Annotated in this window: 9 protein-coding genes, 2 rRNA genes and 1 pseudogene (1 of these 12 cut by a window edge); 10 read left to right on the top strand and 2 right to left on the bottom strand. The window is 70.9% G+C overall.

Annotated elements, in window-relative coordinates; all coding sequences use genetic code 11:
* Both FHU28_RS15350 and rrf read left to right on the top strand, forming a co-directional pair.
* Positions 1-2,977, top strand: a 23S ribosomal RNA gene (locus tag FHU28_RS15350); it begins 133 nt to the left of the window's first position.
* 77 nt (positions 2,978-3,054) lie between these two features.
* Positions 3,055-3,171 (top strand): 5S ribosomal RNA (rrf, locus tag FHU28_RS15355).
* Positions 3,172-3,265: 94 nt separating this feature from the next.
* Here rrf and FHU28_RS33075 read toward each other — a convergent pair.
* Positions 3,266-5,188 carry a hypothetical protein gene (locus FHU28_RS33075; RefSeq protein ID WP_221454927.1) on the bottom strand — a complete coding sequence of 641 codons (1,923 nt, stop codon included), beginning with the start codon at positions 5,186-5,188 and terminating at the stop codon, positions 3,266-3,268.
* A 3-nt stretch (positions 5,189-5,191) separates the two neighbouring features.
* On the opposite strand from FHU28_RS33075, the pseudogene FHU28_RS15360 reads away from it, so the two are divergent.
* Both FHU28_RS15360 and FHU28_RS15365 read left to right on the top strand, forming a co-directional pair.
* Positions 5,192-5,956: pseudogene (locus FHU28_RS15360) on the top strand (hypothetical protein); the annotation flags it as partial.
* Between the two features lie 341 nt (positions 5,957-6,297).
* Positions 6,298-7,293, top strand: a complete 996-nt coding sequence (locus FHU28_RS15365) for an HAD-IIA family hydrolase (protein WP_184689562.1) — start codon at positions 6,298-6,300, stop codon at positions 7,291-7,293.
* 52 nt (positions 7,294-7,345) lie between these two features.
* On the opposite strand, the gene FHU28_RS15370 is transcribed toward FHU28_RS15365, so the two are convergent.
* The gene (locus FHU28_RS15370) at positions 7,346-7,681 is read right to left on the bottom strand and encodes an SCP2 sterol-binding domain-containing protein (RefSeq protein WP_184684760.1); all 336 of its coding nucleotides are present in this window, start codon (positions 7,679-7,681) and stop codon (positions 7,346-7,348) included.
* Positions 7,682-7,793: 112 nt separating this feature from the next.
* Between FHU28_RS15370 and FHU28_RS15375 the strand changes: the two genes are divergently transcribed.
* The 6 genes from FHU28_RS15375 (at position 7,794) to steA (ending at position 14,100) form a co-directional block, all read left to right on the top strand.
* Positions 7,794-8,429, top strand: a complete 636-nt coding sequence (locus FHU28_RS15375; RefSeq protein ID WP_184684762.1) for a phasin family protein — start codon at positions 7,794-7,796, stop codon at positions 8,427-8,429.
* Positions 8,426-8,653, top strand: coding sequence for a hypothetical protein (locus tag FHU28_RS15380; RefSeq protein ID WP_073831637.1), 228 nt, complete (start codon positions 8,426-8,428; stop codon positions 8,651-8,653). The genes FHU28_RS15375 and FHU28_RS15380 overlap by 4 nt, the downstream gene beginning before the upstream one ends.
* Positions 8,654-8,674: 21 nt before the next feature.
* Positions 8,675-9,523 carry a TlyA family RNA methyltransferase gene (locus FHU28_RS15385; protein WP_184684764.1) on the top strand — a complete coding sequence of 283 codons (849 nt, stop codon included), beginning with the start codon at positions 8,675-8,677 and terminating at the stop codon, positions 9,521-9,523.
* Positions 9,520-10,404, top strand: coding sequence for an NAD kinase (locus FHU28_RS15390; protein ID WP_073831635.1), 885 nt, complete (start codon positions 9,520-9,522; stop codon positions 10,402-10,404). Before FHU28_RS15385 ends, FHU28_RS15390 begins: the two co-directional genes overlap by 4 nt.
* Before the next feature lie 641 nt (positions 10,405-11,045).
* A complete protein-coding gene (gene recN, locus FHU28_RS15395; RefSeq protein WP_184684766.1) occupies positions 11,046-12,803 on the top strand; it encodes a DNA repair protein RecN in 1,758 nt (585 codons plus the stop codon).
* Positions 12,804-12,921: 118 nt separating this feature from the next.
* A complete protein-coding gene (steA, locus tag FHU28_RS15400) occupies positions 12,922-14,100 on the top strand; it encodes a putative cytokinetic ring protein SteA (RefSeq protein ID WP_184684769.1) in 1,179 nt (392 codons plus the stop codon).
* Positions 14,101-14,123: the final 23 nt, after the last annotated feature.

Consider the following 14,123-nt stretch of genomic DNA (forward strand, 5'->3'; position numbering starts at 1 on the left):
ATCAGTCATGTGATGTCACCCGCACCTGAACACATAGGGTGTGTGGGGGGAACGCGGGGAAGTGAAACATCTCAGTACCCGTAGGAAGAGAAAACAAATAGTGATTCCGTGAGTAGTGGCGAGCGAAAGCGGATTGAGGCTAAACCGGCTGCGTGTGATACCTGTCAGGGGTTGCGTGGTCGGGGTTGTGGGACCCTGCTGAATGAGCTGACACTTGTTCAAGGAGTTACAAAGTCAGTGGCTAGTCGAACAGTCTGGAATGGCTGACCGTAGACGGTGATAGTCCGGTAGGTGAAAGCTGCTGGTCTTCTGTGGGTGTTCCCGAGTAGCGGCGGACTCCTGAAATCTGCCGTGAATCTGCCAGGACCACCTGGTAAGCCTAAATACTTCCTGGTGACCGATAGCGGACAAGTACCGTGAGGGAATGGTGAAAAGTACCCCGGGAGGGGAGTGAAATAGTACCTGAAACCGTTCGCCTACAATCCGTCGGAGCCTTGCGGGGTGACGGCGTGCCTTTTGAAGAATGAGCCTGCGAGTTAGTGGCATGTGGCGAGGTTAACCCGTGTGGGGGAGCCGTAGCGAAAGCGAGTCTGAATAGGGCGTTTTCAGTCGCATGCTCTAGACCCGAAGCGGAGTGATCTAGCCATGGGCAGGCTGAAGCGCGGGTAAGACCGCGTGGAGGGCCGAACCCACCAACGTTGAAAAGTTGGGGGATGACCTGTGGTTAGGGGTGAAAGGCCAATCAAACTCCGTGATAGCTGGTTCTCCCCGAAATGCATTTAGGTGCAGCGTCGCGTGTTTCTTGCCGGAGGTAGAGCACTGGATGGTCTAGGGGGCCCACAAGCTTACCGAAATCAGCCAAACTCCGAATGCCGGTAAGTGAGAGCGCGGCAGTGAGACTGCGGGGGATAAGCTTCGTAGTCGAGAGGGAAACAGCCCAGATCACCAGCTAAGGCCCCTAAGCGTGTGCTAAGTGGAAAAGGATGTGGGGTCGCATAGACAACCAGGAGGTTGGCTTAGAAGCAGCCACCCTTTAAAGAGTGCGTAATAGCTCACTGGTCAAGTGGTTCCGCGCCGACAATGTAGCGGGGCTCAAGCACACCGCCGAAGCTGTGGCATTCACATTTTAACTTCGTGCCTCCTTGATGGGGTATGCAGGTGTGTGGATGGGTAGGGGAGCGTCGTGCCGGGGGTGAAGCAGCGGGGTGACCCAGTTGTGGACGCGGCACGAGTGAGAATGCAGGCATGAGTAGCGAAAGAAGGGTGAGAAACCCTTCCGCCGGATGACCAAGGGTTCCAGGGCCAGGCTAATCCGCCCTGGGTGAGTCGGGACCTAAGGCGAGGCCGAGAGGCGTAGTCGATGGACAACGGGTTGATATTCCCGTACCCGCGAAAGAGCGACCCTGACGAACCTCGTTGTGCTAACCACCCAAACCAGCCAAGACCTTCGGGTTGAGGTTGGGGAGCGTGGGAACCTGGCGGGTAGTAGTCAAGCGATGGGGTGACGCAGGAAGGTAGCTGATCCCGGCCGGTGGTTGTGCCGGGGTAAGCGTGTAGGCCGTGCCGTAGGCAAATCCGCGGCGCATATAGGCTGAGACGTGATGCCGAGCCGATTCAGGTGAAGTCAGTGATCCTATGCTGCCGAGAAAAGCCTCTAGCGAGTTCTTAGCGGCCCGTACCCCAAACCGACACAGGTGGTCAGGTAGAGAATACCGAGGCGATCGGGCGAACTGTGGTTAAGGAACTCGGCAAATTGCCCCCGTAACTTAGGGAGAAGGGGGGCCGGAGACGTGAAGCCCCATGCGGGTGGAGCGTTGTATGGCCGCAGAGAGCAGGGGGAAGCGACTGTTTACTAAAAACACAGGTCCATGCGAAGAAGTAATTCGATGTATATGGACTGACGCCTGCCCGGTGCTGGAACGTTAAGGGGACCTGTTAGCTCTTCGGGGCGAAGCGGAGAACTTAAGCGCCAGTAAACGGCGGTGGTAACTATAACCATCCTAAGGTAGCGAAATTCCTTGTCGGGTAAGTTCCGACCTGCACGAATGGCGTAACGACTTCCCCACTGTCTCAACCACAGGCCCGGCGAAATTGCATTACGAGTAAAGATGCTCGTTACGCGCGGCAGGACGGAAAGACCCCGGGACCTTTACTATAGCTTGACATTGGTATCTGAATTAGCTTGTGTAGGATAGGTGGGAGCCGGTGAAGTCCATACGCCAGTATGGGTGGAGGCAATCTTGAAATACCACTCTGGTTGATTTGGGTATCTAACTTCGGACCGTTATCCGGTTCAGGGACAGTGTCTGGTGGGTAGTTTAACTGGGGCGGTTGCCTCCTAAAGGGTAACGGAGGCGCCCAAAGGTTCCCTCAGCCTGGTTGGCAATCAGGTGTTGAGTGCAAGTGCACAAGGGAGCTTGACTGTGAGACTGACAGGTCGAGCAGGGACGAAAGTCGGGACTAGTGATCCGGCACTGGCATGTGGAAGCGGTGTCGCTCAACGGATAAAAGGTACCCCGGGGATAACAGGCTGATCTTCCCCAAGAGTCCATATCGACGGGATGGTTTGGCACCTCGATGTCGGCTCGTCGCATCCTGGGGCTGTAGCAGGTCCCAAGGGTTGGGCTGTTCGCCCATTAAAGCGGTACGCGAGCTGGGTTTAGAACGTCGTGAGACAGTTCGGTCCCTATCCGCCGTGCGCGTAGGATACTTGAGAAGGGCTGTCCCTAGTACGAGAGGACCGGGACGGACGAACCTCTGGTGTGCCAGTTGTCCCGCCAGGGGCACGGCTGGTTAGCTACGTTCGGAAGGGATAACCGCTGAAAGCATCTAAGCGGGAAGCTCGCTTCAAGATGAGGTATCCCACCCACCTTGGTGGGGTAAGGCCCCCAGCTAGACGACTGGGTTGATAGGCCGGAAATGTAAGCCCGGTAACGGGTTCAGTTGACCGGTACTAATAGGCCGAGGACTTGACTACTAAGCTGCTACGCGTCCACTGTGCAACTCTGAACACACAACAACCCGCAGGTTGGTTGTTTGATATGTTCATAGAGTTACGGCGGTCATGGCGGAGGGGAAACGCCCGGCAACATTCCGAACCCGGAAGCTAAGCCCTCCAGCGCCGATGGTACTGCACTCGGGAGGGTGTGGGAGAGTAGGACACCGCCGGACAAACTTCCAGTCGAGGGCCGCCCCAGCAGGGGCGGCCCTCGACTGCGTTAGCGTTCTCGGCGGAAACGCCATCAGGAAGGATGTACCTGTGAGTTCAGGACCCCAGGGCGGGGACCGCCCCCGTCGTTACGAGGATCGCGCCGACCGTGGCCAGGGGCGTGGTGACGCCGGCCGCGACGGCCGTCGCGATGACCGTCCCTCGTACCGGGGCGGCCGCGACGACCGCCCGGGCGGCTTCCGTGGTGGCGACCGTGACAGTGGCGCCCGGAGCGGTGACCGTCGTGAAGGCGGCTTCGGCGGCGGTGAGCGTCGTGAGGGCGGGTTCCGTGGTGGTGACCGTGAGGGTGGCTTCCGGAGTGGAAACCGCCCGGGCGGCGACCGTCGCGAAGGCGGGTTCCGGGGCGGCGACCGTGACGGCGGCTTCCGCGGTGGTGACCGTCGTGAGGGCAGCTCCGGCGGTGGTGACCGTCGTGAGGGTGGCTTCCGCGGTGGTGACCGTCGCGAGGGCAGCTCCGGCGGCGGTGACCGTCGTGAAGGTGGCTTCCGCGGTGGTGAGCGTCGTGAGGGCGGCTTCGGCGGCGGTGAGCGTCGTGAGGGCGGGTTCCGTGGTGGTGACCGTGAGGGTGGCTTCCGGAGTGGAAACCGCCCGGGCGGCGACCGTCGCGAAGGCGGGTTCCGGGGCGGCGACCGTGACGGCGGCTTCCGCGGTGGTGACCGTCGCGAGGGCAGCTCCGGCGGCGGTGACCGTCGCGAAGGTGGCTTCCGCGGTGGTGAGCGTCGTGAGGGCGGATTCGGCGGCGGTGACCGCCGTGAGGGCGGGTTCCGTGGTGGCGACCGTGAGGGTGGCTTCCGGAGTGGAAACCGCCCGGGCGGCGACCGTCGCGAAGGCGGGTTCCGGGGCGGCGACCGCGACGGCGGCTTCCGCGGTGGTGACCGTCGTGAAGGTGGCTTCCGTGGCGGTGAGCGTCGCGAGGGCGGGTTCCGGAGTGGAAACCGTCCGGGCGGCGACCGTCGCGAAGGCGGGTTCCGGGGCGGCGACCGTGACGGCGGCTTCCGTGGCGGTGACCGTCGCGAGGGCGGCTTCGGCGGTGGCGACCGTCGCGAGGGCGGCACCCGTGACGGCGGCTTCCGTGGCGGTGACCGTCGCGAGGGCGGGTTCCGCGGTGGCGACCGCCGTGAGGGCGGTTTCCGCGGCGGTGAGCGTCGCGAAGGCGGAGAGCGCCGTGAGGGTGGCTTCCGCAGTGGCGAGCGTCGCGAAGGCGGATTCCGCGGTGGCGACCGTGAGGGCGGTTTCCGTGGCGGTGAGCGTCGCGAGGGCGGCTTCGGCGGTGGCGACCGTCGCGAGGGCGGCACCCGCGACGGCGGCTTCCGTGGTGGGGACCGTCGCGAAGGTGGCGCCCGCGAGGGCGGTTTCCGGGGCGGTGACCGCGAGGGCGGCTTCCGTGGTGGGGACCGTCGTGAAGGTGGCGGGGACCGTCGTGAGGGCGGTTTCCGTGGCGGCGATCGCCGCGAGGGCGGCTTCCGCGGTGGTGACCGTGACGGTGGTTTCCGTGGTGGGGACCGTCGTGAAGGCGGCGTCCGCGAGGGCGGTTTCCGTGGCGGTGACCGTCGCGAAGGTGGCTACCAGGGCGGCGACCGCCGGGAGAGCTACGCCGGTGGCGACCGCCGTGAGGGCGGTTCCCGGGGCGGCGACCGCGACCGTGGCTTCCGGCGCGACGACCGGCCGGGCGGCTTCCGGGGTGAGCGGGACGGTGAGCGCCGTGGCTACGGTGACCGGCCGGGTGGCGACGACCGCCGTGGCAACTACGGTCCGCAGCGGGAGCGCCGGGACGAGCGTGGCGAAGGGCGTACCGGTGAGGCGCCGGAGCTGCCGGACGAGGTCGTCGCGAGCGACCTCGACTCGCCTGTCCGGGCGGAGCTGCTCTCCCTCGCCAAGCCGGTCGCGGAGACTGTCGCCCGGCACCTGGTCGCGACCGGGCTGCTGATCGACGAGGACCCGGCGCTGGCGCTGGCGCACGCCATGGCGGCCCGCCGGCTCGCCTCGCGGATCGCCGCCGTGCGGGAGGCCGTCGGACTGGCCGCGTACCACGCGGGTGAGTGGCAGACGGCCATCGCCGAGCTGCGGACGTACCACCGGATGAGCGGCCTGCAGAGTCACCTGGCCGTACTGGCCGACTGCGAGCGGGCCCTGGGCCGGCCGGAGCGGGCGATCGACCTGTTCCGCGGGGCGGACCGGGACAAGCTCGACCAGGCCGTCGCGATCGAGCTGCTCATCGTGGCTGCCGGCGCGCGCGGCGACCTCGGGCAGAAGGACGCGGCTGTGGCGATGCTGCAGGTCCGTGAGCTGACCGGCGACTCGGCCGAGCCGTGGGCCGCGCGACTGCGCTACGCGTACGCGGACGCCCTGCTGGCGGTGGACCGGCGCGAGGAGGCGCGGGAGTGGTTCTCCCGGGCTGCCGACGTCGACTCCGAGGGGGAGACCGACGCCGCCGAGCGGCTGCTGGAGCTGGACGGCGTGGTCATCGAGGGCGACGACGAGCCGGAGGACGACGCGGACGCGTCCGAGCCCTCGGCCGAGGGCACCCGCGACGACGACCTCGACGATGGCGACGATGACGACCTCGACGAGGACGAGGACGACGACGAGGACGACGACGAGGACGACGATGACGACCTCGATGACGATGACGACGATGACGACGATGACGACGATGACGAGGACCGCGAGGATGACGCGCGGCTGAGCGGCGACGACGACGTCACGTCGGGTGCCGGCGGGGACGCGGCACGGGCCGGCTACCGGGACCGTGACGCCGGCGATCTGGACGACGACGAGCTGACCGACACCGAGGCCGGCTCCCTCGCCACCAGCACCGCCACCACCCCGACCTTCGTCGCGGCGGCCGACGAGCCGACCACCACCGCTCCGGCCGGCACCGTCGCGGCTGCGGACGCGCCGGCCGCCGACGACACCCCGGCGGACAAGGCCGACGCCGACCGGCCCGCGCCGGGCGACGCTGCGGCCGGCGAGGGCGAGGCGGCGGAGCGCCGGTGACCGGGTACGGCGGGGACACCGCTACCGGCGCGGACCAGGGGCGACCCGGCCGCGCCGGTGCGGGCGGCCGGCTGGTCGACGCGTACTCGCTTGTCGTCTTCGACCTGGACGGCGTCATCTACCTGATCGACCGGCCCATCCCCGGCGCGGTCGAGGCGGTCGGCCGGCTGCACGCCGAGGGGCGCGCCGTCGCGTACGCGACGAACAACGCCTCCCGGCGCTCCAGCGAGGTGGCGGACCTGCTCACGGGCATGGGCGTCCCGGCGCAACCGGCGGAGGTGCTCACCTCCGCGGCGGCCACGGCCGAGCTGCTCCGGGACCGGCTGCCCGAGGGCGCGCCGGTGCTCGTGGTCGGCGCGGAGGCGCTGCGGGCCGAGCTGCGCGCGGTGGGCCTGCGGCCGGTGTCCACCGCCGACGAGGAGCCCGCCGCCGTGGCCCAGGGCTACGGTCCGCAGGTCGGCTGGTCCGACCTGGCCGAGGCGTCCCTGGCGGTACGCGCGGGCGCGCCCTGGTACGCCACGAACACCGACCGCACCCTGCCCAGCCCGCGCGGCCCGCTGCCGGGCAACGGCTCACTGGTCGCGGTGCTGCGTACCGCGTTGGGTCGTGACCCCGACGTGGTGGTGGGCAAGCCGGAGCCGGCGCTGTTCACCACCGCCGCGCGCCGGGCCGGGAGCGGGCGCACGCTCGTGGTGGGGGACCGGCTGGACACCGACATCGAGGGCGCGCGCCGGGCTGGGCTGGACAGCCTGCTGGTGCTCACCGGGGTCAGCGACGCCGCCGAGCTGCTGGCCGCGCCCGAGGAGCGCCGCCCCACGTACGTCTCGTTCGACCTGGCAGGGCTGTTCGACCCGGCCGCGGTGGTGGCGGTGCCGGGCCGGGCGACCACCGGCGGCTGGTCGGTGACGGAGGCCGGCGCGGACCTCGTGCTCGACGGCGCGGGGACGCCGCTGGAGGCGCTGGCGGCGCTCTGCGCGGTGGCCTGGTCGGCGTCGGCCGGGCCGCGCGTGCGGGCGCAGTCCCCGGCGGCGGCGGAGGCGCTCGCCGCGTTCGGCCTGGACGGCTGAGCGGCGAACCGGCCCGACGGCTGAGCGGCGGGCGGCCTGCGCGGCCGATCGACTAGAGCAGCTTGCGGAGCTTCATCAGGTCGAACGGGTTCGCCTTGATCGAGACCCGCCGGGAGGCGACCGCCGACATCACGTCGAGGCGGCCGTTCACCAGCTCGACCAGGTCGTCGCTTCCGGTGCTCAGCGCGATCTTCGCCTTCGGGTCGTCGCCGTCGGCCAGGTCGACCAGCCGCCCGCCCTCCAGCCGCCCGTGGAAGGCGGTGCCGAGATCGGTGATCCGGCAGGCGAGAGTGCGGTCCAGGTCGATGCGTCCCTGCGTCTCGGCGTTTCGGTCAAGCCGCGCGGCCAGGTCGTGCAACGCCTGCCGGCACTCGTCCACGCTGGCCACATCGTCTCCTCACCACGAACCACGCCGTTTCCCGGCACCGTACCGCAATGGGGCGTCCGGGGTGCCCGGTAGCGTGGCACCTGCACACCTCGCCCCGCGGAAGGACTCAGGCATGCAGGACGCGTGGCGCGCCTACCTCGAGCTGGCCATGGGCCTGACGGAGGCGCCCCGGAAGAAGGCACAGGACGCGGTCATGCGCGTCGTCGGCCAGGGTGGCGCGACCGCCGCCCAGATCCAGACGCTCGCCGAGGAGCTGGTCGCCACCGGCCTGGCGAACCGGGAGTCACTGACGAAGCTGGTCCGCTTCGAGGTGGACCGGGCGCTGGGCGCGGTCGGGCTGGCCACCGCCGACGAGGTCGCCGAGCTGACCCGCCGGGTGCACGACCTGGAGCGGCAGTTGCGCGAGGCGCGCGGCAACCTCGGGCCCGGCGAGACGCCGCCCGCCGGAGCGTCCGAGCCTGCCGCCCCGACCGGGGCCGCGGCGCCGTCCGGCGCGACCGCGCCGCAGACCGAGCCGTCCCGTGCTGAGCCGTCACCGGCAGCGCCGTCCGGGGCCGGGCAGCCGAAGGCCGCCGCCGGGACCCCGGCGACGACGCCGACGAAGGCGGTGGCGAAGAAGACGGTGGCCAAGAAGGCGATCGCGAAGAAGCCGCCCGCCACCATGGCCCGTACCCCTGCCGACGGCTCGCCCACCGCGCCCGCCCGGCCGGCGAAGAAGGCCACCGGGCGCCGGGCGGACGGCTCGTGACCGCGCCCCGGCCCGGTCCGCCGCCGGGCCCGCGGCCCGGACCGCCCCCGGGGGTACGCCCCGCGCCGGTCGAGGAGGTCGGCGAGGCGCGGCACCCGGCGGTGGACGCCGCCGTGCTCGGCATGGCCAACGCCGAGGCGCTCGCCCCGGCCGACCAGATCGCCCAGTACGAGGCGGCGTACGAGACGCTGCGCGAGACCCTCGCCACCATCGACCAGGCCTGAGCAGAGGCGGAGACACACCTGATGGCTCGTCGTACCCGGCTGGACGCCGAACTGGTCCGGCGCGGCCTGGCCCGTTCCCGGGAACAGGCCGCCGCGCTCGTGGAGGCCGGTCGCGTCCAGCTGCGCGGAGTGACGGCGCGGAAGGCCGCGGCGATGGTCGACCCGGCCGATCCGCTGCTGGTCACCGGCGAGGATCCGGCGCAGGAGTACGTCTCCCGGGGCGGCCACAAGCTGGCCGGCGCGCTCGCCGCGTTCGCCCCCGGCGGGCTGACCGTCACGGGCCGGCGCTGCCTGGACGCCGGCGCGTCGACTGGTGGTTTCACCGACGTGCTGCTGCGTGGCGGCGCCGCCGAGGTGGTCGCCGTGGACGTCGGCTACGGGCAGCTCGCCTGGTCGCTGCGTACCGACGAGCGGGTCCGGGTGTTCGAGCGCACGAACGTGCGTACGCTCACGCCGGAGGCGATCGGCGGCCCGGTCGACCTGACGGTGGCCGACCTGTCGTTCATCTCACTGCGTCTGGTGCTGCCCGCGCTGGCCGCGTGCACCGGCCCCGGCGGCGACCTGGCGCTGATGGTCAAGCCGCAGTTCGAGGTCGGCAAGGAGCGGGTCGGCGCCGGCGGCGTGGTCCGCGATCCGGCGCTGCGCGCGGAGGCGGTGCTGGACGTGGCCGCGGCGGCCGCCGGGCTCGGTCTCGGGCTTGCCGGTGTGGCGGCCAGCCCGCTGCCCGGGCCGAGCGGCAACGTCGAGTTCTTCGTATGGTTGCGCGGGGACGCGCCCGCCGCGGACCCGGAGCGGGTCCGCGCGGTGGTGGCCGCCGGTCCGCAGGGCGCCGCCACCACGGCGGCCACGACCGAGGAGGTGTCCGGGTGAGCCGCACCGCGCTGCTGGTGACGCACACCGGCCGTCGACGCAGCACCGAGCACGCCCGCGCGGTGGCCGCCGACCTGATCGCCGCCGGTTTCGAGGTGCGGGTGGTGGCCGAGGAGGCCGACGACCTGGACCTGCCCGGAGTGGTGCCGGTGACCGGTCCGGAGGCGGCCGAGGGCGCCGAGATCGTCTTCGCGCTCGGCGGGGACGGCACGTTCCTGCGCGCGGCCGAGCTGGCCCGCCCGACGAAGGTCCCGTTGCTGGGCATCAATCTCGGCAAGGTCGGCTTCCTCGCGGAGGCGGAGATCGACGACCTGGACACCGCGGTACGTGACGTGGTCGAGCGCAACTACAGCGTGGACGAACGGCTCACGCTGGACGTCACCGCCGAGTTCGAGGGCGGGCCGACCATCGAGTCGTGGGCGCTGAACGAGATCAGCGTGGAGAAGGGCGAGCGCGCCCAGATGCTGGAGCTGCTCGTCGACGTGGACGGCCGGCCGCTGTCCCGGTACGGCTGCGACGGCGTGATCTGCGCGACCCCGACCGGCTCCACGGCGTACGCGTTCTCCGGCGGCGGGCCGGTGGTCTGGCCCGAGGTGGAGGCGCTGCTGCTGGTGCCGATCAGCGCGCACGCGCTGTTCAGCCGCCCGCTGGTGACCGCGCCGACGTCGACGTTCGTCATCACCGTCGACCCGTTCACCACCCTGGCCGTGCTCTGCTGCGACGGCCGGCGCGTCTACGACCTGCCGCCCGGCGCCCGGGTCACGGTACGCCGGGGCACGTTGCCGGTGCGCATCGTACGGTTGCGGGCGCGCCCGTTCACCGACCGGCTGGTGGCCAAGTTCGACCTGCCCGTCCAGGGCTGGCGGGGCAACCGTCGCTGACCGACGGATCAGCGGAAACCTCCGTTCGGACCACCGGCCCGGGCCGCCGCGCGCGTTACGGTGGGCGTACGGGCCGCGATGAGGTGAGTCCGGGCGCGGCGGTGAGGCCCGCCGCTTCCGGATGCGTGGCCCGGATGTCGCGGGCTCGGCCAGGGGGTGGTCGGGGCCGCGACGGTCGGGACGCCGGAGCGTCGAAGCCGGCCGCGGCGGGCGGACCGGCGCGCCGCGTCCGATCGGGTGTCGACCCCGTCGGGCGGACAGGTCGCGGAGCCGCCGCCGGAGGAAGCGGCGGCGCGCGAGCTGGGCGACGCGATCTCCGGCGTCCCGGCCCTCCACCGCGCTGTGCTCGTGTCCACCTGGCGACATGTCGCCGGTGCGGCGGCCATCAGGTCGGCCAGCCGGCCGTGGTCGGGCACCAGCAGGCCGATCGCGGTGCGACCGTCCACCACGGCCAATCGGCGGCCCAGCCGCCGCGTGAAGTCACCGACGCGGGCTGTGTTCGCGCATACCAGGCAGCGGTAGAGCTCCTCCTCGTCCGCGGTCAGGCCGATCTCCTCCAACACACAGCTGAGCTGCACGGGTGCCCCGCCCCGCCCGGCCGGCTGGTCAACTGTCACAGGGCGGGGCTACTGTCGGGTGCTGTGCTGGAAGAGCTGCGCATCACCGGACTGGGCGTCATCGAGGACACCACGCTGCCGCTGGCCGCGGGGATGAACGTCATCACCGGCGAGACCGGCGCCGGGAAGACCATGGTGGTGACCGGCCTCGGCCTGCTCTTCGGCGGCCGCGCCGACGCCGGCCGGGTGCGCGCCCAGCCGGGCCGCGCGGTGGTGGAGGGCCGGCTGCGTCTGGGCGGGCGGGTGGCCGAGTCGGTGCACGCCCGCATCATCGACGCCGGCGGCGAGCCCGACGAGGACGGCTCGCTGCTGCTCAGCCGCACCGTCACCATCGAGGGGCGCTCCCGTGCGCACCTGGGCGGCCGGGCCATGCCGGTGTCCACGCTCGGCGAGGTCGGTGAACAGGCGCTCGCCGTGCACGGCCAGTCCGACCAGCTGCGGCTGCTGCGCCCGGCCGAGCAGCGGGCCTCGCTCGACCGGTTCGCCGGCCCCGAGCACGAGAAGCTGCTCGACGCGCTGCGCGAGACGTACGCCCGGTGGCGCACCGTCGTCGACGACCTGGCCGACCGGCGGCGCAACGCGCGCGAGCGCAACCAGGAGGCCGACCTGCTGCGGCTGGGCCTGGACGAGATCACCCGGGTCGACCCCCAGCCGGGGGAGGACGACGAGCTGAAGGCGGAGGCGCAGCGGCTGGAGCACGCCGAAGGGCTGCGCACCGCGGCGCAGGTCGCGCAGCAGTGCGTGGCCGGCGGCGTCGAGGCGGCCGACGAGACGCCGGACGCGGCGGCGCTGCTCGGCACCGCGCGGCGCACGCTGGAGGCGCAGGCCGGCACCGACCCGGCGCTGGGCGAGCTGGCGGCCCGGCTGGAGGAGGCCGCCACGCTGGTCACCGACGTGGCCGCGGAGCTGTCCACCTACCTGGCCGCGCTGGACGCCGACCCGGCCCGCCTGCAGACCGTCTACGAGCGGCGGGCCGCGTTGCGCGGGCTCACCCGCAAGTACGCCGACGACGTCGACGGCGTGGTCGCCTGGGCCGAGCGGGCCCGGACCCGGCTGTCCGATCTGGACACCTCCGACGAGCTGCTGGACGAGCTGGACCGCGAGGCGACCCGGCTCGCCGGTGAGGTGGCCGACCTCGCCGGCCGGGTGTCGGCGTCCCGGCGGGAGGCCGCGGTCCGCTTCGCCGAGGAGGTGACTGTCGAGCTGGCCGGGCTGGCCATGCCGCACGCCCGCATCGAGGTGGCGGTGCTGCCCCGGCCGGCGGGCCGGTCCGAGCCGAGCCTGCCGGTCAACGGCGTCGAGACCGGTGTCGGCGCGGACGGCGCCGACGAGGTGGAGCTGCGGCTGCTGGCCCACCCGGGCGCGCCGGCGCTGCCGCTGCAGAAGGGCGCCTCCGGCGGCGAGCTGTCCCGGGTGATGCTCGCCATCGAGGTGGTCTTCGCCGGTTCCGGCGGCCCGCCCACGCTGGTGTTCGACGAGGTCGACGCGGGTGTCGGCGGCCAGGCCGCGGTGGAGATCGGCCGCCGGCTGGCCCGGCTGGCCCGCAGCCACCAGGTGCTCGTGGTCACCCACCTGCCGCAGGTCGCCGCGTTCGCCGACCGGCACCTGGTGGTGGCCAAGGACACCGGGGGAGCGGTCACCACGAGCGGAGTGCGCGTGGTGGAGGACACCGAGCGCGCCCGGGAGCTGGCCCGGATGCTCGCCGGTTTGCCGGACTCGGATCTGGGTATCGCCCATGCCGAGGAGCTCCTGGCCGTGGCGGCCAAGGAAAGGCGTCCGTGATACCCCGATTGTGAGCGCAAGCACACCGGGGCGGGTTCCGGTGTGCTTCCCTGGGTAGGCGGCCCTGCTCAGGCATGTCGCGACAGCAAAACCTGCCTCACATGCCAGGATGGTCACGATGCGTCTACCCATACTGCGCCGGAGCCGGAACCCGGAGCCGGGCTCCATCGTCGGCACCGCGCGCCTCGATCGCCGGACGAAACGGCTGGTCGGGCGGCTGCGCCCCGGCGACATCGCGGTCATCGACCACGTCGACCTGGACCGGGTGGCGGCCGACTCGCTCGTCGCGGTGGGCGTGGCGGCGGTGCTCAACGCCAAGCCGTCGGTCTCCGGGCGCTATCCCAACCTCGGTCCGGAGGTGCTGATCTCCGCGGGCATCCCGCTGCTGGACGACCTCGGCGAGAGCGTCTTCGAGCAGGTCCGCGAGGGCGGCCGGGTCCGCATCGAGGGCAACACGGTCTTCGTGGGCGACGAGCCGGTCGCGCACGGCACGTTGCAGGACGCCGAGACCGTGGCCAAGTCGATGGCCGACGCCCGGGAGGGCCTGTCGGTGCAGTTGGAGGCGTTCGCCGCCAACACGATGGACTATCTGCGCCAGGAACGTGACCTGCTGCTCGACGGTGTCGGCGTACCGGAGATCCAGACCCAGATCCAGGGCCGGCACTGCCTGATCGTGGTGCGCGGCTACGACTACAAGGCGGACCTGGACGTGCTCCGCCCGTACATCCGGGAGTTCAAGCCGGTGCTGATCGGCGTCGACGGCGGGGCGGACGCGCTCGTCGAGGCGGGCTACACCCCGGACATGATCATCGGGGACATGGACTCGGTCACCGACGACGTGCTGCGCTGCGGCGCCGAGGTGATCGTGCACGCCTATCCGGACGGGCGGGCCCCGGGCCTGGCCCGGGTCAACGGTCTCGGCGTACCGGCCATCACCTTCCCGGCGGCGGCCACCAGCGAGGATCTCGCCATGCTGCTGGCCGACGAGAAGGGCGCCTCGCTGCTGGTTGCCGTCGGCACCCACGCCACCCTGGTGGAGTTCCTGGACAAGGGCCGCGGCGGCATGGCGTCGACGTTCCTGACCCGCCTGAAGGTGGGCGGCAAGCTGGTCGACGCCAAGGGCGTCAGCCGGCTCTACCGGCAGAGCATCTCCGGGTCGTCGCTGCTGCTGCTGGTCCTGTCGGCGGTGGCCGCGATGGCCTCCGCGGTGGCGGTCTCCACCGTTGGGAAGGCGTATTTGGGCGTGGTCTCCGAATGGTGGGACAATTTCGTGTTCCAGCTCGGCCAGCTCTTCTAGCTCCCCCGACGATCAAGAGGCTG

This window comes from Micromonospora echinospora (genome assembly GCF_014203425.1).
GTDB classification, from domain to species: Bacteria; Actinomycetota; Actinomycetes; order Mycobacteriales; family Micromonosporaceae; genus Micromonospora; species Micromonospora echinospora_A.